23 protein-coding genes and 1 tRNA gene are annotated in these 19,588 nt (G+C 59.5%); 15 read left to right on the plus strand and 9 right to left on the minus strand.

Annotated features, from left to right (window positions below; translation table 11 throughout):
* On the plus strand, positions 1 to 236 hold a 236-nt coding region (locus AC2FML_RS14870; RefSeq protein WP_496783748.1), incomplete at its 5' end, for a hypothetical protein.
* A 283-nt stretch (positions 237 to 519) separates the two neighbouring features.
* Here the strand turns inward: AC2FML_RS14870 and AC2FML_RS14875 are convergent.
* Together AC2FML_RS14875 and AC2FML_RS14880 are read right to left on the minus strand one after the other, a co-directional pair.
* On the minus strand, positions 520 to 1,902 hold the full coding sequence (locus AC2FML_RS14875; protein ID WP_170360372.1) for a D-alanyl-D-alanine carboxypeptidase family protein: 1,383 nt from the start codon (positions 1,900 to 1,902) through the stop codon (positions 520 to 522).
* A 297-nt stretch (positions 1,903 to 2,199) separates the two neighbouring features.
* On the minus strand, positions 2,200 to 2,901 hold the full coding sequence (locus AC2FML_RS14880) for an HAD family hydrolase (protein WP_170342015.1): 702 nt from the start codon (positions 2,899 to 2,901) through the stop codon (positions 2,200 to 2,202).
* 92 nt (positions 2,902 to 2,993) lie between these two features.
* Between AC2FML_RS14880 and clpS the strand changes: the two genes are divergently transcribed.
* Genes clpS through hemF form a run of 4 tightly spaced genes read left to right on the plus strand, consistent with a single transcriptional unit; the run spans position 2,994 to position 6,071 of the window.
* A complete protein-coding gene (clpS, locus tag AC2FML_RS14885; RefSeq protein WP_170406531.1) occupies positions 2,994 to 3,335 on the plus strand; it encodes an ATP-dependent Clp protease adapter ClpS in 342 nt (113 codons plus the stop codon).
* Positions 3,336 to 3,374: 39 nt separating this feature from the next.
* Positions 3,375 to 4,340: a class I SAM-dependent methyltransferase gene (locus tag AC2FML_RS14890; protein WP_496783749.1), complete on the plus strand. Its 966-nt coding sequence runs from the start codon at positions 3,375 to 3,377 to the stop codon at positions 4,338 to 4,340.
* Between the two features lie 37 nt (positions 4,341 to 4,377).
* Entirely contained in the window at positions 4,378 to 5,178 is an 801-nt protein-coding gene (locus AC2FML_RS14895) for an SDR family NAD(P)-dependent oxidoreductase (RefSeq protein ID WP_170343228.1), read from the plus strand.
* An 8-nt stretch (positions 5,179 to 5,186) separates the two neighbouring features.
* Positions 5,187 to 6,071: an oxygen-dependent coproporphyrinogen oxidase gene (hemF, locus tag AC2FML_RS14900; protein ID WP_170360341.1), complete on the plus strand. Its 885-nt coding sequence runs from the start codon at positions 5,187 to 5,189 to the stop codon at positions 6,069 to 6,071.
* A gap of 4 nt (positions 6,072 to 6,075) precedes the next feature.
* Here hemF and AC2FML_RS14905 read toward each other — a convergent pair whose 3' ends face one another.
* Positions 6,076 to 6,486: a hypothetical protein gene (locus AC2FML_RS14905; RefSeq protein WP_093963058.1), complete on the minus strand. Its 411-nt coding sequence runs from the start codon at positions 6,484 to 6,486 to the stop codon at positions 6,076 to 6,078.
* 192 nt (positions 6,487 to 6,678) lie between these two features.
* Between AC2FML_RS14905 and AC2FML_RS14910 the strand changes: the two genes are divergently transcribed.
* The 3 genes from AC2FML_RS14910 to AC2FML_RS14920 are packed head-to-tail and all read left to right on the plus strand — an operon-like array spanning position 6,679 to position 7,191.
* Complete coding sequence (locus AC2FML_RS14910; RefSeq protein ID WP_496783750.1) at positions 6,679 to 6,807, plus strand: hypothetical protein; 129 nt, start codon at positions 6,679 to 6,681, stop codon at positions 6,805 to 6,807.
* 15 nt (positions 6,808 to 6,822) lie between these two features.
* On the plus strand, positions 6,823 to 6,975 hold the full coding sequence (locus AC2FML_RS14915) for a toxin-activating lysine-acyltransferase (RefSeq protein ID WP_496783751.1): 153 nt from the start codon (positions 6,823 to 6,825) through the stop codon (positions 6,973 to 6,975).
* 39 nt (positions 6,976 to 7,014) lie between these two features.
* Positions 7,015 to 7,191, plus strand: a complete 177-nt coding sequence (locus AC2FML_RS14920; protein ID WP_244952465.1) for a hypothetical protein — start codon at positions 7,015 to 7,017, stop codon at positions 7,189 to 7,191.
* A gap of 9 nt (positions 7,192 to 7,200) precedes the next feature.
* Here the strand turns inward: AC2FML_RS14920 and modC are convergent, their stop codons facing one another.
* From modC to modA, 3 genes are read right to left on the minus strand one after another with little or no spacing between them, the layout of a single operon-like run.
* Entirely contained in the window at positions 7,201 to 8,298 is a 1,098-nt protein-coding gene (modC, locus tag AC2FML_RS14925) for a molybdenum ABC transporter ATP-binding protein (RefSeq protein WP_496783752.1), read from the minus strand.
* On the minus strand, positions 8,295 to 8,987 hold the full coding sequence (gene modB, locus AC2FML_RS14930) for a molybdate ABC transporter permease subunit (RefSeq protein ID WP_170342025.1): 693 nt from the start codon (positions 8,985 to 8,987) through the stop codon (positions 8,295 to 8,297). Before modB ends, modC begins: the two co-directional genes overlap by 4 nt.
* A 4-nt stretch (positions 8,988 to 8,991) precedes the next feature.
* Positions 8,992 to 9,768: a molybdate ABC transporter substrate-binding protein gene (modA, locus tag AC2FML_RS14935; RefSeq protein ID WP_496783753.1), complete on the minus strand. Its 777-nt coding sequence runs from the start codon at positions 9,766 to 9,768 to the stop codon at positions 8,992 to 8,994.
* Positions 9,769 to 10,008: 240 nt separating this feature from the next.
* Here modA and AC2FML_RS14940 point away from each other — a divergent pair, with 240 nt between their 5' ends.
* From AC2FML_RS14940 to AC2FML_RS14955, 4 genes are all read left to right on the plus strand, one after another.
* A complete protein-coding gene (locus AC2FML_RS14940) occupies positions 10,009 to 11,262 on the plus strand; it encodes an aminotransferase class V-fold PLP-dependent enzyme (protein WP_496783754.1) in 1,254 nt (417 codons plus the stop codon).
* A 76-nt stretch (positions 11,263 to 11,338) separates the two neighbouring features.
* A tRNA-Val gene (locus AC2FML_RS14945) sits at positions 11,339 to 11,414 on the plus strand.
* 88 nt (positions 11,415 to 11,502) lie between these two features.
* A complete protein-coding gene (locus AC2FML_RS14950) occupies positions 11,503 to 13,092 on the plus strand; it encodes a DUF6538 domain-containing protein (protein ID WP_496783937.1) in 1,590 nt (529 codons plus the stop codon).
* A gap of 327 nt (positions 13,093 to 13,419) precedes the next feature.
* Entirely contained in the window at positions 13,420 to 14,232 is an 813-nt protein-coding gene (locus AC2FML_RS14955; protein ID WP_496783755.1) for a ParB/RepB/Spo0J family partition protein, read from the plus strand.
* Between the two features lie 252 nt (positions 14,233 to 14,484).
* Here AC2FML_RS14955 and AC2FML_RS14960 read toward each other — a convergent pair whose 3' ends face one another.
* Positions 14,485 to 14,892, minus strand: a complete 408-nt coding sequence (locus AC2FML_RS14960) for a hypothetical protein (protein WP_496783756.1) — start codon at positions 14,890 to 14,892, stop codon at positions 14,485 to 14,487.
* A gap of 269 nt (positions 14,893 to 15,161) precedes the next feature.
* Between AC2FML_RS14960 and AC2FML_RS14965 the strand changes: the two genes are divergently transcribed.
* The 3 genes from AC2FML_RS14965 (at position 15,162) to AC2FML_RS14975 (ending at position 17,626) form a co-directional block, all read left to right on the plus strand.
* The gene (locus tag AC2FML_RS14965; protein ID WP_496783757.1) at positions 15,162 to 15,827 is read left to right on the plus strand and encodes a recombinase family protein; all 666 of its coding nucleotides are present in this window, start codon (positions 15,162 to 15,164) and stop codon (positions 15,825 to 15,827) included.
* Positions 15,828 to 15,900: 73 nt separating this feature from the next.
* Positions 15,901 to 16,605, plus strand: coding sequence for a hypothetical protein (locus AC2FML_RS14970; RefSeq protein ID WP_496783758.1), 705 nt, complete (start codon positions 15,901 to 15,903; stop codon positions 16,603 to 16,605).
* A 268-nt stretch (positions 16,606 to 16,873) separates the two neighbouring features.
* Complete coding sequence (locus tag AC2FML_RS14975; RefSeq protein ID WP_170446227.1) at positions 16,874 to 17,626, plus strand: outer membrane protein; 753 nt, start codon at positions 16,874 to 16,876, stop codon at positions 17,624 to 17,626.
* A gap of 136 nt (positions 17,627 to 17,762) precedes the next feature.
* Here the strand turns inward: AC2FML_RS14975 and AC2FML_RS14980 are convergent, their stop codons facing one another.
* The gene (locus AC2FML_RS14980; protein WP_496783759.1) at positions 17,763 to 18,698 is read right to left on the minus strand and encodes a mechanosensitive ion channel family protein; all 936 of its coding nucleotides are present in this window, start codon (positions 18,696 to 18,698) and stop codon (positions 17,763 to 17,765) included.
* A gap of 58 nt (positions 18,699 to 18,756) precedes the next feature.
* Entirely contained in the window at positions 18,757 to 19,572 is an 816-nt protein-coding gene (locus AC2FML_RS14985; RefSeq protein ID WP_170510848.1) for a response regulator, read from the minus strand.
* Positions 19,573 to 19,588: the final 16 nt, after the last annotated feature.

Below are 19,588 nucleotides of genomic sequence, written 5' to 3' on the forward strand. Positions count from 1 at the left end.
CCGTCTTTCCAGTCCGTCAGGCCGTCCATCCGACCAACCAACACCGCCTCAGCAGCGCCGGTGAAGGGCGTTCTAAGGATAACTACAAATCACCGCAAGCAGAAAATGACAAACTGCCGAACTTTTTTGCTGATTTTATTTTTATCAATGCTTGTCAGATACTTAGACAACAGCCACCTAGCTCCACCGTTGGGAATTTCACCCCCGTAGATCAAGCCCGACCCGCTGGTTTTTAAGCCCGACCTCACCAGACCACTATATATAGCGAAAGCGCCCTGACATCACCACAAGAACACTCGACTCGCGCCCCATGAGTCGACTCACTCTGTGCCCGATTGGCGGCTCGGAACGCACAAGCGTTGGTGCGCCGAACACAGCGTATTGCGCCTCCCCCATGTACTTGACGCGCACAGCGCCATTGGCCTCCGGCCGGACCGAATGACCACCCCATTTAAGGCACAAAAAAAGGCCGCGAAATCCATTCGCGGCCAGCAACGATTCAGGAGAGAGCTTCGGACCTTATGATGGCCCGATCATGAAACAGGTGACATTGCGTGCCTTCAGGCGGCGACAGGCCAGATCCGCCTGCTCGCGGGTCATGCCCTGGAAGGTCGCGTCGAACCCGCGCGAACTCTGGTTCACTTTGCGCAAAGTGCCTTCCAGTGTCGTCATCTCCGACAAAGCCGTTTTCAGCAAAACCTTCTCGGCCTCGTAGCGGGTGGTGTAGCGCCCGACATTGACGCCCCAAAGATGCCCGCCCGACGTGGACAGACGGGTAACGACCTCCTGCTCGGGCTCGGCCACGACTTCTGCGGGCTCGGTCGATGCAAGCACAAGGTTCTCGGGGCGCAGGGCCGGGCGCGTGTCGGCATTCTCGACCGGAGGCGCCGTCGGCGCGATATCCGCTGCGGCGATCGCCGCGGCGATGCCGTCTTGAATACGTGCACCGTTCTTGGCTGCGGTTTCAGCCACGGCGCCGGCAACCTGGATGGCCACCCCAGCCCCGGGTCGCATCACAGGTCGAAGGCTGCGCTGTGGTGCGCGGACCGCACTGGCCAATTGGGTGGCTCCACCCAGCTCGGTATTCCCGGCATATGCCGGACGGGCAGGTTTGCGGATCGGAGCGCGCGACGGGGCGCGCCGGAATCCCATGTCCAGTAGCTCGGCCACCTTGGCGTTGCGCGAAGTGCTGGATTTGCCACCGAACACGGTTGCGATGATTCGTTTGTCCCCACGCTTGGCCGAAGCAACAAGGTTGAAGCCCGCAGCGCGCGTGTACCCGGTTTTGATGCCGTCGGCGCCCCGGTAGGCTGCCAGCAGCCGCCGGTTGGTGTTCGGAACAGTCTTGATGCCCGCATGTGTCGATTGGCGTGAAAACAGGTTGTAATACTCAGGATAGTCATAAAGCAGGTGCCGACCCAGCGTGGTCATGTCACGCGCAGTCGAAAGATGGCCCGCTTCGGTCAGCCCGTGTGCGTTCTTGAAGGTTGTGCGGCTCATGCCCATGGCCTTGGCTGTGCGGGTCATACGGCGCGCAAAGGCGGCCTCGGATCCGCTGAGAGCGATGCCGATCGCGGTCGCGGCGTCATTGGCCGATTTCACAGCGGCCGCGCGGATGAGATAACGGAACGCGATGGTCTGGCCCGCCCGCAGGCCCAGCTTGGAGGGCGGCTCGGCCGCCGCGGCCTTGGTGATCCGCACCTGGGTGTCCAGCGTGATCTCACCGTTCCGCACCGCTTCGAAGGCGATATAGAGGGTCATCATCTTGGTGAGAGAAGCAGGGTGCAGCCTGGTATCGGCGTTGCGGGAGTGCAGAACCTCACCGGTTCTGGCGTCAATGACCATTGCCGCATAAGGAGCCGCAAGCGCCTGAGTCGCCAAGACAAGCGCCATCCATACCATTGTGACTACGAGCAAGCCCGCCCGCGCCGGAACTATCCGCCGAATCTGCACGATCTTTGCCTCTGTCTGCCTCGCGCCGCCGAGTTTTCCCGGTCAGCCTTTTTGATTATGTGGTCGAGGCTAACACACAGCACTGTTGAAATAAACCGAAAGCTGAAAAATCCGCGGCAGCGGCTCCGCTCGGTGGCGTCTAGATGTTGCGGCCCAACGGATGGCCGCCACCAAAACGGCGAAGATGTCAAAAAGTTGGCGCGGCCTCGTCGTAAAAGTTTGAAACTGGGGCCAATCTGTCACAGGTCAGGAAATCTGCCGGACCAGATCAGGAAGATCTCCCAAATCGCGGATCTCCCGGAAACGGGGATGGCTTGTCGGGATCTCGGCCTGCTCGATCTCCCACACCAGACCGTGCGGTACGTGCACGCCCCAGCACCCCGCCTGGATCGGCGCGACCACATCCGACCGCATCGAATTGCCGACCATCATGGCACCGGCAGGTGACTGCCCCATCCGCCGAAAGACTTCGCTATAGGTGTCGGGCGTCTTTTCCGACACGATTTCGACCGCGTCGAACAGTTCACCCAATCCCGATTGGGCCAGTTTGCGCTCTTGATCAATGAGATCACCCTTGGTGATCAGAACAATGCGATGGGTGCCTGCGATTGTCTCGACCGTCTCCCGCGCGTGAGGCAACAGCTCGATCGGGTGGGACAGCATCTCCTGCCCGGCTTCGATCAGTTCGCGGATGACCCTGGCCGGGACTTTGTCTTCCGTCACCTCGATTGCGGTTTCGATCATCGACAGGACGAAACCTTTGATGCCATACCCATAGTGGCGGATGTTGCGCTTCTCGGCCGCCAACAACCGCTCCATCAGATGGTCACGGTCCGCATGATCCGCCAGTAGCGCAGCAAAATGCGCTTGGGTCAGCTGAAAGAAACGCTCGTTGTGCCACAAGGTGTCGTCAGCGTCGAAAGCGACGATGGTCAGGTTTTCATCCATTTCGAATCTGCCCGGTTGCTCTTTCCTCTGGGTGGGTCGACGTTATATAAGCCCTGAAACGACCCGAAGTGTGAATCGGAAAATCTCGCGACATGACTGAAGCCCGTTGGATGATGGCTGGCAAATCGGAAGACGATGGCGACACGTCAATCCTTGTTCAGACCAAGCCCAAGACCAAACGACCGCCCTTGTACAAGGTGCTGCTGTTGAACGACGACTACACGCCCATGGAATTCGTGGTTCATGTGCTCGAGCGGTTCTTCGGGATGTCCCATGCGCAGGCCTTCGAGATCATGTTGACCGTGCACAAGAAAGGTGTGGCCGTGGTCGGCGTATTCAGCCACGAGATTGCCGAGACCAAGGTTGGGCAGGTGATGGATTTCGCTCGTCGGCACCAACACCCGCTTCAATGCACCATGGAGAGAGAGGAGTAGGGTCGCGACGCGCGCCTCTGCCCCCTTCAACCCGCTCTGATGTCCTCACGATTGTCTCTCGCCCTCGACTCGGGCCTGACCCTGTCGGAACCGATATCGGTCATTGGACCGACGCCGGATCATGACCTGTCGGCGCTGCCGAACGGTGTCGAGATTGTTCAACCTTTCAAACCATTCCACGACCATTTCCGGGACCGCGGCTTTGCAGCTGTGCCCGAAACCGACAGCGCCTGCGAAGACGTGGTTCTGTTTCTGCCCCGCGCCAAAGCGCAGGCACGCGCCATGATCCATCATGCGTGCAGCCGGGCCTCGGGAACGGTTGCCGTTGATGGTGCCAAGACAGATGGCGTGGACAGCTTGCTGAAGGACGTTCGCAAGCGGGTCGAGATCGAGGGCCCCATCGCCAAGGCGCATGGCAAGATCTTCTGGTTCAAGGCCGATCCCGACGCATTTGCAGACTGGGCCGCGTCCACAGGACAGATGGCGGATGGCTTCCAAACCGCGCCCGGGGTGTTTTCGGCCGACGGGGTCGATCCTGCTTCGGCACTGTTGCGCCAGACCCTTCCACCAAAGCCTGGACCTCGGGTCGCCGATCTGGGTGCCGGGTGGGGCTATTTGTCCTCCGGGCTGCTGCAGGATGACACTGTGCGCACGCTGCATCTCGTCGAAGCCGACCATACTGCCCTGACATGCGCCCGGACCAACGTGCCCGACCCAAGGGCACAGTTCCACTGGGCAGATGCGGTGACGTGGTCTGCGCCAGAACCCGTGGACACCGTTGTCATGAACCCGCCGTTTCACACGTCGCGCAGCGCCGATCCCGACCTGGGGCGTGGGTTCATCACCGCCGCCGCGCGCAACCTGTCCCGCTCGGGCCACTTGTGGATGGTCGCCAACCGCCATCTCCCCTATGAAACGACTTTGACTGACGCGTTTGCGCGGGTCGAGGAAATTGCAGGCGACAACCGGTTCAAGGTATTCCACGCCTCTCGCCCTCGGCGGTGAAGCCGATTAACCTGCGCCGCGACTCAGGAGGAAACACATGTCCTTTTCCATAGCCGGCAAGACCGCCATCGTTACCGGAGGCGCCAACGGCATCGGCCTTGCCATCGGCCGTCACTTTGCCGATGCGGGCGCCAACGTGATGTTCGCCGACATGGACGAGAAACGTCTGGCAGAAGAACTGGGCGAACAGGCCGACGACAGCAACGTCCGCTACTTCGCCGGTGATCTGCGCGAAAAGCTGACGATCGCCAACCTCCTTTCGGCCACTCTGGATGCATTCGATCAGGTCGATATTCTGGTCAACGGGGCCAGACAGGTCATCCCGACGGATCCGCTGGACCTGGAAGACGACTCGGTTCGCACCCTTCTGAACCAGAACCTGATGCCCGCCCTGCGGCTGAGCCAGCTTGTGGCCAAGCGGATGATCAAACAATCCGAGGATCAGGAAGAGGGACCGAATGGTTCGATCATCAACCTGTCCTCGATCGCCGGTCAGCGCGCGCATCCAGGCCTTTTGGCCTATTCGGTTTCCAGCGCCGCGCAGGACCAGTTGACCCGGTCCCTAGCAGTGGCGCTTGCGCCTCATCGGATCCGCGTGAACTCGATTGCGTTGGGGTCGGTCATGAGCGCATCACTGCAGGCCACCCTGAAAGACAATCGGGACTATCGGCGGGACATTGAGGATCATACCCCACTGGCCCGCATTGCCGCCCCGGCCGAGCTGGCCGAAACGGCGCAATACCTTGCCTCGGACGCGGCTGCGTTCATTACCGGGCAAGTCCTGACAATTGACGGTGGACGGACCCTTCTGGACCCGGTTGCCGCCCCCGCGCATTGAGCCTGACGATGTTTGAAACGGAAAAATCCACCGCCTCGGCCTGGTTTCGCCAGTTGCGCGACGAAATTGCCGCGGCCTTCGAGGCTTTGGAAGACAGCCACCACGCGGGGCCGTTTTCCGATGCCCCCGCCGGGCGGTTCGAAGTCAAGGAAACTCGACGCCAGTCTGAGGATGGCTCGGACGCGGGCGGTGGGCTGATGTCGGTCATGCGCGGTGGCCGCGTGTTCGAGAAGGTCGGCGTCAATGTCTCGACCGTCTACGGCACGCTCGGCGAGCGGGCACAACAGGCGATGGCCGCGCGCAAGGGCATCCCCGGTATGGCCGACGACCCGCGTTTCTGGGCCTCGGGCATCAGCCTTGTGGCGCATATGCAAAACCCGCATGTCCCGGCCGTTCACATGAACACCCGCATGTTCTGGACGCCCCATGCCTGGTGGTTCGGCGGCGGATCCGACCTGAACCCCTGCATCGAATACCCCGAGGACACGGCGCATTTCCACGCCACGCAGAAGGCGCTTCTGGACCCGCACGGACCAGGGCACTATCCGCGCCTCAAGGAGTGGGCCGACGAGTATTTCTATATCCCGCACCGCAAGCGCGCGCGGGGCGTCGGCGGGATCTTCATGGATGATTACTGCACCGGCGACTGGCAGGCCGATTTCGCGCTGACCCAGGACATTGGCCGCGCTTTCCTGCCGGCCTTTCTGCCGCTGGTCGAAAAGCGGCGCGCGCAGCCCTTTACCGAAGCGGACAAAAACACCCAGTTGGTGCACCGCGGGCTCTATGCCGAATACAATCTGGTCTATGATCGGGGCACGAAATTCGGGTTGGAAACCGGGCATGACCCAGACGCCGTGCTGATGAGCCTGCCGCCGCTGGCCAAGTGGGTCTGAGACGTCAGAACCCGAAATCCATGAAGTTGTCGTAGCAGTAGTTCTGCGCCGAGGACGCTGACATGTTCTCGCCCACCCGCTTGACGGTGATTGAATAGCCGGGGGTGGTATCCACGCCCGGCGGCGGCTTCAACGAGAATTGCACGGTTCGGACACCCGGCTCGTAAGCCCTCCAGATGTAGATCCGTTGCGAACCGGGGACACCCAACTGCCGAATGGCGAAATCGCCGATCCCGCACCAGTAGTTGACCGGTGCTGACGACCCGATTGCCTTGACCTCATACACACCGTCTCCGACGGATCTTATCTCGGTGCGGTAGGTCGGGCGGACGCCGATGCCAAACCCGACAGCTTGTGCGGCGATCGGAGCCAACAGAGTTGCAGACAGAACCAAGGCTGAAATCGAATGCTTCATCAAAACTATCCGCCAAAAAACCGGGTTGTGCCAATCATAGGCCGCATGTCCATTGAGTAAAGCCAAACCCGGTCACCTTTGGAAACAGGCCGCGCCCACACGCCCTCTCAGCTTCGGCGGCGACAGAAAACAAGTACCATTTCAAGACTTTGCCCGATATACTGCCGATGTCCCAAGGGGTTGAGGTCAGGTTTGAGCAGAAAATTTCCAAAGGACTGGTTTGATATCTCTCCCGAGAAATACGCCGATTTCGGCGCGCTCTTCTACCTTGCCGGGCTGGCCAAAACCCACCAGCAACGCAGCCTCGCCCAGGTTCTGTAAGCATTCGAAACGCCTTTGCGGCTGGGGCAGTATCACATCTTTCGCCAAAACGGATTCCCGCGCGGTTTCGTGACCTTTGCCGGGCTCAGTCCTGAAGCGAAATACCGATATGCGGTGCAGGAAAAGCCTTTGATGGATACTGATTTCACCAGCGGTTCATCTTTCTGAATCGTCGATTTGGTCGCACCTTTCGGACAGACCAACCAGATGGTCGAGATTCTGAAACGCGAGATTCCGCACCCGAGGGTGCGCACGAACCGCATGGACAGCGACATGACCCGAAACCGCATCGTCGAATGGACCCGGGATGAGGCCGGCAAGGTCCATATGAAGCTGTACCGGAAAAAAGAGTTCTCGCAGCTTCTGAAAGAACAGGGTGATTGACCCTGCCGCCTAAGATTTGGCGACCCGTCCACCGACATCCTGCGGTGCCAGCGCTACGGTCTTGACGACCGCGTGGCACGGTTTGCCGGGCTGCAACGCCAGGGCATCGACCGACCGGCGCGTCACACGGGCCAGCAGCGTGCCCGCCGGTGTTCGGACCGAAACGATCGCCCCTGGCCCTTCGCCCGCGCGCACGGACTCGACGGTACCCTGCAGGACGTTCAGCGCCGACAGACCCTCGGGCTTTCGGTCCGACAGTATGACTTCCTGGGCGGGGATGCGGATCCGAAGCGTGTCGCCAACCGAATGCGGGATGCGCGGCAGGAACAGTCGGACACCGTTTGCCGTCAGTTCCGTCAGGCCGTCTTCGTGATGCGCGGCCACACTGACCTCAAGCACCGCACCCACAGCCCGCACACCTGTCGGCGCAACCGAGGGATCCGCCAGCACTTCGGAGGCCGGTCCCTGCCGCAGCACCTTGCCGTCCTGCAACGCCACGACCGAGGTGGCAATGCGGGCCACTTCGGCCGCAGAATGCGTGACATAGAGAATCGGCACCGAGACCTCGTCCCTCAATCGCTCGAAATAGGGCAGGATCTCGGCCTTTCGGGCTTCGTCCAGCGCAGCGAGAGGTTCATCGGCCAGGATCAACCGCGGGCTTGCCAGCAGAGCACGGCCAATGGCGACGCGCTGTTTTTCACCGCCCGACAGGTGGGCGGGGCGACGGTCCAGCAGGTGGCCGATGCCCAGCATCTCGATCACGTGATCGGGGTTTTCACGGCGCGCGTCCCGGGGAGCGAACCACCGGCCGTACGACAGGTTCTGGCGCACGGTCAGGTGCGGGAACAAGCGGCCTTCCTGAAAGATATACCCCAGCCGGCGGCGATGCGGCGGCAACCAATGGCCTTGCTCGGTATCGAACAGCACCCAATCATCCACCGCGACCCGCCCAGCCTGGGGGCGCAGCAAACCGGCCACGGCATCCACAATGGTGGTTTTGCCCGACCCCGATCGTCCGAACAGAACCGTCACACCCCGCGGTGCCTGGAACAGGATGTCCAGGTCAATGCCCGGCAGGCGGTGTCTTATCTGCACGGACAGGCTCATGTTCCGGCCACCCGGGCCGCTGCGCGACGCCCCACATATTCCGACAGAAGCAGCGCCCCCATGGCGATGACGATCGAGATGATGACCAGCCGCATCGCGGCGCTCTCACCGCCCGGCACCTGAAGGAAGGCATAAACGGCCGACGGCAGAGTCTGGGTCTGGCCGGGAATGTTCGACACGAAGGTGATCGTGGCTCCGAACTCGCCCATCGCCTTTGCGAAGGCAAGGATTGCCCCTGCGATGATCCCCGGCAAAATCATAGGCAAAGTCACGGTGACAAAGACAAAAGGCTGCGATGCCCCAAGCGTCGCTCCGGCCTGTTCCAGTTTTGGATCAACCGCCTCGATCGACAGGCGGATTGCCCGAACCATCAGCGGAAATGCCATGATCCCGGCGGCCAGTGCGGCTCCGGTCCAGCGGAAAGCCACAACGACGCCCAGATCAGCCAGCACCCGACCAACCGGGGCTTGTACGTTGAAGGTCAGCAACAACAGATAACCGGTCACGACCGGTGGCAGGATAAGCGGCAGATGCACCAGACCGTTCAGCACTTGTCGGCCGGGAAACCTCCAGCGGGCCAGTGCGTAGGCGACGAATATCCCGAGTGGCAGCGAAACGATCGTCGCCCAGAAAGAGACGCGCAGAGACAATCGCAACGCTTCGATCTCGGCGGGGCCCAGCCAACCCATGGCGCTATCCGTGCGGCAGGGTGAAACCCTGCGCCTTGAATATGCCGGTCGCCGGTTCGCTCTGCAGGTAGTCGAGGAAGACCTGCGCCTCAGGCCGTGCGGTCGCGGTCAGGGCTGCGGGATAGACGATCACCGGGTGCGTGACTTCAGGGAAAACTCCGACCACATCCACCCGAGCCTCGGCCTGCGCATCGGATCGGTAGACAACACCCATTGGTGCCGCGCCACTTGCGACAAGCGCCAAGGCCGCGCGCACGTTGTCGGCCTGAGCCACCTGATCCTGAACATCGTTCCACAGGTCCAGGGCAGTCAGCGCGGCCTTGCCGTAGATTCCGGCGGGAACCGCATCAACGAGGGCCATCGCCAGATAGCCGCCTTTCAATTGACCGCTCAGATCGAAGTCCGGCGTAAGCGTCTGTTCGCTGGACTGCCCTGCGCGCGCAATCAGCACCAGCCCGTTGCCCACAAGATCGACGCGCGACGCCGGGTCGATGTCTCCGTTCCGCTCAAGAACATCCATCCAGGCGGTATTGGCCGAGATATACAGATCGGCCGGCGCGCCCAGCTGAATCTGCCGGGCCAAAACGGAAGAGGCTGCGAAGGAAACCGTAACCTGTTGACCTGTCGCGGCCTCGAATTCCGGAGCGATCTGGTCCAGCGCGGTCTTGAGACTGGCCGCCGCGAACACCAGGACCTCAGCCGCCGCAACCCGAACCGGGGCAACCAACGCGCCGCAAACGGCGGCAACCGCAACAAGACGGCGGCATGTGTCGAACTGCATCCCCGGCTCTCCTGTTCGGACGGTCGCACTGCTTTTGGCATATCGGAGGCAGCGGGCCGCAGGCAAGGTGTATTCCCGCCGGCGTGCCATGCAGAGTCCGGAATCAATTGGTCTTTCCGGCGTCGAAAGAGTAAGCCCGGAGAAAAAGGCGGCATCCCAAACCCGCAATCTGTCGCAAACGAAATTGATGTCGCGAACTCGCAAGACGAGTCTGGGCATGAACTAAACAGGACGTACACCATGCTGCACCAAACCCCGGGATTGATCGACACCGTTCGCGCGCGGTTTGCCCATGTGGACAGCTGCCCCTTTCAGGGTCCCCGCATCTTTTTCGAAAATGCCGGCGGCGCACTGACCTTGAACTCGGTGGTCGAAACCTCGGCCCGTTTTGCGGCCATCCCGGACAATCAGGGGCGGGACAACCCCGCCAGTCACGCGTTGGTCGACATCATCAGCCGTGCCAAGGCAGATCTTGCCGTGTTTATGAATGCGCCTTCGGGGCAGTTCTTCGTGGGTGAAAGCGGAACAGAGCTGCTGTTCCGCATGATCCGCACGGGCTGCGTGAATGCGCCAAAAGGGGCAAAGGTGATCGGCAGCTCGATCGAACATCCCGCCAGCCGCAGCGCCGCGCGCCGCTGGGCGGGCCTTGCCGGATTGGACTATGTGAACGTGCCGCATAACGACGCGACAGGTTTGGTTACTGCCGCAGATTATTCGGACCACATGACACCGGACGTCGCGGTCGCCACGATCCTGCACGCTTCGCCGGTGACGGGAATGGGAATGGACGTGGCTGAAATCTCGCGCGCGATCCGGGCGGTGTCGCCGGATTGTTTCATCATCGTCGATGGCATCCAGCACGCAGCACACGGACAGTTGGATATCGACAGCTATGAAGTCGATGGATATGCGATTTCACCCTACAAAGTGTTTTCCCGGCATGGCTACGGCATTGCCTGGATCTCCGACCGGCTGACCGCCCTGCCCCATGACCAACTGATTGACGCGCCCGCTGATGGTTGGGAATTCGGCACGCGCGATACCGGCGCCTACGCCACGATGTCCGACGTGGTTGCCTATTTCGACTGGCTGGGCGGCCAGGTGTCGGATGCCCCTGACCAACGCACCAGAATCGAGGCCGCCGGCCAGGCGATTCATGCCTATGAGACCCATCTGACCAACGCGATGATCAACGGCGTGGGCAACCTGCCCGGCCTGCGCGATATGGATCACGTCGCGATTCTGGCCGGAGAAGACAACCCCGCCCGCGAAGGACTGGTGTCGGTCGTGGTCCGCGACATGCCCTCGACCGACGTGGTCTCGCGCCTGAACGCGCAGGGCATCCGAACCCACACCCGCAAGGCCGACCATTACAGCGGGAACGTGCTGAACCCGTTGGGCTTGTCCGATTGCATCCGGATTTCGCTGTGCCACTACAACACCGAGCACGAAGTTGCGCAGCTGCTGACCGCATTGAAGGACATGAATCCCTGAGACACACAGCCACCGGCGCAGAAATTCTGAAAGACCCTCTTGCGCCGGCCCACCAGCTTGGCTAAATCCCCCTCACGGGTGATTAGCTCAGTTGGTAGAGCGCTTCGTTTACACCGAAGATGTCGGGAGTTCGAGTCTCTCATCACCCACCATCATTTCTCCCTTGTTTTACTGGCTCCCCTTGGCTTTAAGGGCGAGACGCCGCCGTGTCTGGTACATGGAGGTGGTACATTGAAGCGAGTGAAGTTGATGCCGAACCCTGTCCGACGTGACAACGGGACATACTACCTGTGGGTCACAGTCCCTGCGGACATAGCCGAAGAAGCGCAGGGAACGCTGATCACAATCCCTGTTGGCGAGACCACGACCACTACAAAGGTGAAAACACACGCCAAGGCGTCACTACGAACTAAGGACTTGAAGGAGGCGAGGCGCAGGTTCCCTGCAGCTCTGGCTGCGGTCGAGGCGCACTGGAACAGCCTGAGGCACGGGCCAGTCGAACTGACGCACAAGCAGGCTCTGGCTCTTGCTGGCGAAGTGCGAGGCGTGTTCGTGGATGTCTTCGATGACAACCCCGGCGACCCGGAACGGTGGAGCAACGTACTGAAGTGGAACGAGTTGGCGCAGCGGGGTCTGGTCAACGAGCTGCAGGTGGAAGTTGACGACCCAAGGAAGACACAGGAAACGCTTGAAGCGAGGTTCGGCGGGTTCGTCGATGCTGTTCTCAGGAACCACCACTTGAGCGTAACCGCAGCATCGCGGATGAAATTGCTGGGACATCTGTCAACGTCGATGAGCGAGGCGGCGGAGGTAAACAAGGCCAAAGCGCAGGGCGACTACTCAAACAGCGGGCAGACGGACAGATACCCTTCCTTCCAACAGCCCAAGGGCAAGCTACAGCAGGCGGAAACACAGACAGCTTCAACCACGTTTGGAGAGGTCATTGACGAAGAGGTCAGGAGACGTACAGCGGGACTTCGGGGCGCACCGCTGAGGGCAAGCTCTGAGAAGAAGTACCGCAGGACAACCAATGAATTTGCGAGCGCACGAGGAAGCCACGACGTCACCACAGTCACCGCAAGGGAAGCTGACACGTGGATGATGAGCATGTTGGACGCTGAGAAACTGAGCGTCAAAACCATCATCGACCGCATGAAGAACCTCAGGACTGTCATTGAGTGGGCGAGGCAGCATTCGCATGGGGAGATGTTTCCCGACAGGAACCCGTTGGACTCGGTCACGCTGCCTCGAAAGGAGTTGGCTGACAGTTCGGAAAGGACTATCCGGCTGGACGAGGCAACAGCAATTCTGAAAGCGGCGCGTAGCGAGACGAAGCCTGACCGTCGCTGGTTACCGTGGATATGCGCTTACTCAGGGGCGCGGATCAACGAGGCGGCGCAGCTGACGGCAGGTGACTTCTTCAAGCTGGGGGACGACTGGTTTTACCGCATCACGACAAGAGGCGGAAAGCAGCTGAAGGGGACGCACAGCATCCGTCGTGTACCAGTGCATCCAGCTTTGGTGGCCGAAGAGTTGATGGAGTTCGTTGGTGCGCATGGCCCCAGCGAACCACTGTTCCCCAAGCGGGCGCAAGGCAACGTACGTGACTGGGTGCGCGAGGAGCTGAAGCTGGACCGCCCTGAGATGGCACCAAACCACGGATGGCGGCACCTCTTCGAAGATATGGCCGTGGCTTCTGGGATGCAGGACTCCGCCAAGAAGTACATCACCGGGCGATCCAAAGGCACATCGGACGAAGGGTACGGAAAGAGCGAGGCGCTGTTGCCGGGGCTGGCTGAACAGATGCGGAAGATCAAACCTTACCTGTGACGTGTTGCGTCCCACCATCGAACTGAGTTCCACCATTGAGAAGCACAGGGACCGCTGCAGAGCGGTGTTGACTGCGGGTGGCTGGATGTCCTGTCGGACGGGCCTTGTCCCTACAGCGAAGCCACACACAGCCCCTGCAGCTTCTCCAGTGGACACCCAAAGCCCGCGACAGGAACGCTGAGGGAAGACCCCAGATAGCTGTTGCTGGGAAGGCGGCAGGGAAGCTGGGGTGTGCAGCCTCTGTATGTGCATTCTGCACAGGCTCGAGAGCTGGGCGTACGATGCGCGAACTCTCGCTAACCAATTAACAAACCGAAGGAAAATGACATGGCGACACCGAAAAAGGTGAAGCTGAAACTGTGCGAAATCGACACCGATGTAGGCAGCTTTCAGCATCGACGTGATGGCATAGACAGGCACCATGTGGCTGATCTTGCCAAGGCACTGAAGATCAACAAGAAACCGTTGGATGCCCTGTGGGTATGGCGTGACCCTGACACTGGTAGGCACACGGTACTCAGCGGACATCACAGGCTAGAGGCATACCGCAAGGCCAAGTGGCGACGGCTGATCCCGGTGCAGGTGTATGACTGCGACAAGCGCGAAGCCGTTCTGCTCAGCGTCGAAGGGAACAGGAGGACCCACAAGCCACTGACCGCCCAGGAACGCAGCGACATCGCGTGGAAGCTCGTGTGTGACGGGGGATATAGCCGCAGAGAGATCGTCAGCAAGACGACTGTGGCAGACGGGACCGTATCCAAGATGCGGCGGATCAAGAAGCAGCTGCAGGAAGCTGGAGCGGTGGAAGAACTGGAGCCTGATGAAGTTGAACTACCGGGCGGATGGGGACAGGCCATGCAGAAGGCCAAAGGGCTGTCAGGAAGTGAATGGACACCAGAGAACGAGGACGACATGAACGAGACCAAGGCGCAGGAGCTGGACGCGAAGATTGGCGATGAGTTCGGGGTCTTCATGCATCGCTACCCCAAGGCGGCAATGATCTTCCTCGCCCAGCGCATGGGGCAGCACAGGATCAATGAGTTCGCTGAAGAATACGCTGAGGGGATCGGCTTTGCGGACTACGGCGTCTATGAAGATGAAGACGCTGAAGAACAGGAGGACGATCCCGCGCCCTTCTGAGCAGCAAAAATGTCAGCGCCTCATCGCATATCCGTTGGGTCGGTTCCTCCCCCATCGACTTCTTGGAGGGGTGTGGGGGCGATGAAAAAGGGAGGGGGTGGCCCCTCTCCCTGCAGCGTCCCTGAGCGCCTCACACAGCGCGTTGGGGGGCGGAATCTTGGGTGACTTAACAGCTACCATCATTCCCCATGCAAAGCATCAATTCTTTGCGCCGGACCGCTGCAGAACGGAACGGGATAGGTGCCAAGAAAACTACTTCTTCGAGGTATAGGTGTTGTCGTCGGCAGCTTTGCTCGTTTTTCGCCCTCTGCGAGCCAACAAAAAAACAGCCCCGAACACTGCGGCGGGAATAATTGCCGCAAGAAACAGATAGAAGTTCGCACTCGCTTCGTACTGCGGTTTCTGCATAAATCCGGAAAGGAGGATCACTGTAGATACCAACCAGAAAAACAAGCCATAGAAAACCTGCATTGCCGCTACATTGCGCCCCTTAAGAAAAGCACTCACCACCTCAACCAGCTCCGCAATACGGCGCAACAAGAAAATCACGATCAAGATCACGAGGCCCAGCAAATACAACGGCCAGTCCAGTGGACTCTGAGAGAGAGCCAAAAACATGTCGTGTAAGAAAGTAGTTCCGACACTGCTTGCCCAATCCATCAGGTCTCGCAGTGTGAGGGGCTGATATAGTGGCACCATTGTTCTCCACTGAAAGTCAAAAAGGCCTCACAAACAAATGCGCTACGTTCTGGGATGGGTCAACACCTACCCGTTCAAAGAGCTGGGGGAAATGTCGCTGCCGCGACAGTGGGGACGGCAACTTATTACGGGCTCTTCTTACGCTGTTGTAACATGCACAACCAACGTTGACGATTGCAACATGCATCTGATACGCTGCAGGCAAGAGGATCGTCAAGGGGTTTCTGATCATGCGGAAGTACGTGACTTACATGCGAGTGAGTACAGCGGAGCAGGGGCGCAGCGGTCTGGGGCTGGACGCCCAGCAACGTGACATAGACCTCTTCCTGCAGAACTACTCGGATGTGCCGTTCGAAGTTGTTGCTGCATTTGTGGATGTCGAGAGCGGGACGGACAACGATAGGCCAGAGCTGAAGAAGGCGATTGAGCTTGCGAAGCGTGAAGGCGCTGAGTTGTTGGTTGCTAAGCTGGACAGGCTGTCCCGGCGGGTCTCCTTCATCGCAGCCTTGATGGACGACAAGAAGCTGCAGCTGCGAGTGGCGTCGATGCCGAACGCAGACAAGTTCCAGCTCCACATCTATGCGGCGCTTGCAGAGCAGGAGCGGGACTTCATCTCACTGCGGACAAAGGCAGCTCTTGCAGCAGCGAAGGCCAGAGGGCAGAAACTCGGCGGACTGCGGGACAAGACCATGAAGCGCAACGAGGCGGTGAAGGCCAATGCCCAACGCCGAGCAGAGAAGATCGCGGGGATTGTGGTCCCCCTCAGGGAAGCTGGAAAGAGCCTCAGGGAGATTGCAGGGGAGTTGGACAAGGCAGGGGTTCACACGGCGCGGGGCGGCATGTGGTCAGCGGCGCAGGTGAAGCGGGTGTTGGAGAGGTTGGATGCCACAGGCTAACTTTTTGATAGCATTGCTATAGACAATCCCAAAGACTGTAGTTTTCCTGTTTCAAAAGACAGAGGAGAACACAGTGAATTTTGCGTTTCTTTGGGGAGCGAAGAGCAACAAGGCAAGGGCGCAGAGAACAAAGTACCCGCATGTTTCGCAAATAGCTGATGTCTGGGATTGGGTCGTGACCGACGGGTCAGGGGCAGAGGTTGGCGGAGTGTCGCTGCCGGAGGACGAACGCGACTGGAAGAACGACCACGAAGCCGCAGCCTTCGCGCAGCGCGTTGCAGCGCATCTGGGCGGATGGATCGCGTTGGAAGCTGCGCCCAGAAATCCAGCCATGCTGTTGCGTGGACAGTACGGAACTGCACAAAATGAGCTTAACGAGGCAAAATGCGCAGGTGTAACCGCAGCATTGGCCACTGCTGGGCTAACTTCAGCGGCAAAGGCGGACGGGCTTGAGATTGACGGTACTCAGTCCTTTGCACAAGCACTCGAAATGGTTTTCGGGTTCCATAATCCAATCGATAACGAGGCGTTAGGCCAACCTGTATTGCCGACCGGCGCAATGATCACTGCGGTTCAGGCTGGGCTGCGGCAGTTGAGTACTGGGCCTTCAGAACAAGCCCAAAGGTTGTCCTCCCTCATCTCCAGCACCACTGGTCAATTGGCTGTCCCAGAGAAAAGGCGTGGGGATTTGGCAGCGCGTGTTAAGAACGCGACCACCACAGTGGAGAAATTACATCGAGCTATGCTGAGCGCCACAACAAAAACGGAAGCGGTTTGACACTGGGACATGCCGCTGGTACATCGTGATCAGTGGCGTGTCTCGACAAAGCCATAAAAATAAGGGACTTACGGTGACATCATGGGAGTTCGAGTCTCTCATCACCCACCATCCCAACCTCTTCTCCATTTTCAGTATTTGCGCGGGTATGACCTGCGATTTCCGGCTCGTCGCGCCAACCCATGCACAAATCAAAATACTATTTTGGCTTGCCGGCAGCCTCCTTTATTGTGGGTCAAAGCCAAAACGGGCTCACCGGAGGGACATCATGAAGACGGTACGGATCGCGAAACCCCTGATGCTTGGCCTGTCGCTGGCGATTTCAGCAGCGACCTCGGCACTCTCTCAGCAGTCCGACTGGTCCTATTCGGCCACGATCTACCTGTTCACCCCTGAAACCGAAGTGTCGTTGGACACACCGGCGGGAACCTTGGATGGCACACTCAGCTTCCCTGACGCGCTGGAAAACCTCGACCTGGCGTTCATGGGCACGTTTACCGCGTCGAACGGCCGTTGGTCGTTCCTTGCGGACTACAACTATACGAACCTGTCCTTCTCGAACGAGACTCCAGGACCGGCAAGTTCGGGTCTGGACACATCGTTCAAAACCCAGTTCCTGAGCGGCTATGTCGGCTACCGCGTCCTAGAAACACCAACAGCCAGCGTCGATCTGGCTGGCGGGTTCAGATGGTTCAGCACTGAAACAAAGTTCAACCTGTTGCCCGGAACAGCGCCCGGCAATCAGAGGTCGGTCGACAGCAGCTGGACTGATCCGGTGATCGGCGTCCGTGCCCGGGTCGCGTTTTCGGACAAATGGTCGGGAACCGGGTTCCTGGACTATGGCGGGTTCCGCAGCGACAGCGAAACCTGGCAGGTCCTTCTGACTGCGGACTATGCGATCAACGACCGCTGGCTGCTACGCGGCGGGTACCGATACATTTCCTTTGATCACGACATCAATGGCAATGACTTCAGCTTCCACCAATCCGGTCCGGTCATTGGCGCAACCTATCGATTCTAGGGCCTTTGGCTCCCACCAGGTGACGCTCGACATGCAAAGCCCGTCCTGCGACGCATAAATACTGTCTTTCGGCACCCCGATGTCGTTCGTTTTTTTTGGCGTTCTGGCTTCAGACCCCCAGGATCAACAGTCAAGGTTACTCTGCCGCGATCGCCTTCTCTTGCCGTCTCTCGACGTCTTCGATCAGCAGCGTGCGGGTCGGAAACGGAATATTGATATCGGCTTCGTCCAGTGCCTCTTTGACTTTGCGCTTCATGTCTGCCTGGTACTGGAAGTAGTCCGAAGACTTGCACCAAACGCGGACAAGAAAATCGACGCTGCTGTTGCCAAGATTGTTCACTTGGATGAACGGTTCGGGGTCAGCCAACGAACGGGCGTCCGACATGATCGTATCGCGAATGACACGCTCGGCCTCCGCCAGGTTGACGCCGTATCCAACGCCAAACGTCCACTCGGCACGACGGGTTTCATAGACGGAATAGTTCTTGATGGTGTTGCCCCATACCTCGGCGTTGGGAACGATAACCTTGACGTTCCCCATATCCGCAATTTCGGTGTAGTTCAGGGTGATATCTTTTACGGTTCCGAGCACCCCATTTACGTCGACGAAATCGCCGATCTTGAGCGGCCGGAACAGGATGATCATCACGCCGGCTGCAACGTTGGACAATGTGCCTTGCAAGGCAAGACCAATGGCCAAACCCGCGGCACCGATCAGCGCGATGATCGACGTCGTCTGCACCCCGAACGTGTTCAGGATGAACAACCCCGTAAACGCCAGGATCGTATAGCGCGCCAGATTGCCAAGAAAGTTGAAAAGCGTGTCGTCAAGACGTTCCGATTTTTCACCGACGCCCCGGATCTTTCGGCTGACATATCTTGAAATCACAAGCCCAAGAACCAATAGGATCAGCGCGGCGATCGTGTTCGCGACGAGGCCAAGAAGGGCCTCGAGCGTCAGCAGGTCGCTCAGCGATTTCCCGTCATACAGCTCGGTATTCAGAACTTGCGACAGTTCGGCCCAAACGGTGTTCGTCACGGTCTCTGCGGTCTGTGCAATCTCGTTTTCCATGGTGTTCCTCGAATTTCATCGCCTGAGTTTTCGTGTCTTGCAGCGCGGCCCTGCCGCGTCACACCTCGATCACGGCGCTAGAGGCAAAGAACATGGCCTGGCTGACGGCCGATTTGACCTGTTCTTCGGTGTAGGGTTTGGAAATCAAAAAGGCCGGTTCGGGACCTTTGCCCGTCAGAAGGCGCTCGGGGAAGGCGGTAATGAAAATGACGGGGCAATCGCCGTGCTGGGCAATGATGCGGTTCACCGCATCGATTCCGCTGGATTTGTCCGCCAGTTGGATGTCCGACAAGATCAAGTCGAACGGCTCGCGCTCGGCCAGGTCAATGGCGGCCGTCTCGGTGCGTGCGACCCCAGTGACTCGGTGGCCCAGGTCGGTCACCATCGTTTCAAGATCCATCGCGATGATTGCTTCGTCTTCGATGATCAAAATGCGGCCAGAAGTGTGCCGGGCCATTTCCTCGTAGGCGATATCGATAAGTTTCTGAGCCTCGGCGGGTTCTATCTGCATGATCGCGGCGATATCGCTGACCGAGAACTCTTCGACCGTGCGCAGCAGCAAGGCCTCGCGCGTGTTCGGCGTCAGGCGTGCCAACTGGGCGTGGGCGCGCGTTTGGATGTCAGAGCTGTGGCCATCTGCGTCAACAGGCATTCCCGACGTTGACCAGATACCGTGAAAAACACGAAACAACGCGACCCGCGGCGTGAGATCGGCATCGAACTGGGCGGGATCTGCAAGGATCGCTTCAAGCGATGCAGCGGCGTAGGCGTCGCCACTGTCCTGTGAGCCGGTGAGGGCACGGGCATAACGGCGCAGAAACGGCAAGAGCGGGCCAATTTGATCTGCGACGGAAACTCCGGTCAGCTCGGTCATCTATGTTTTCCTCATT

This window comes from Ruegeria sp. BHSC029, from assembly GCF_059613085.1.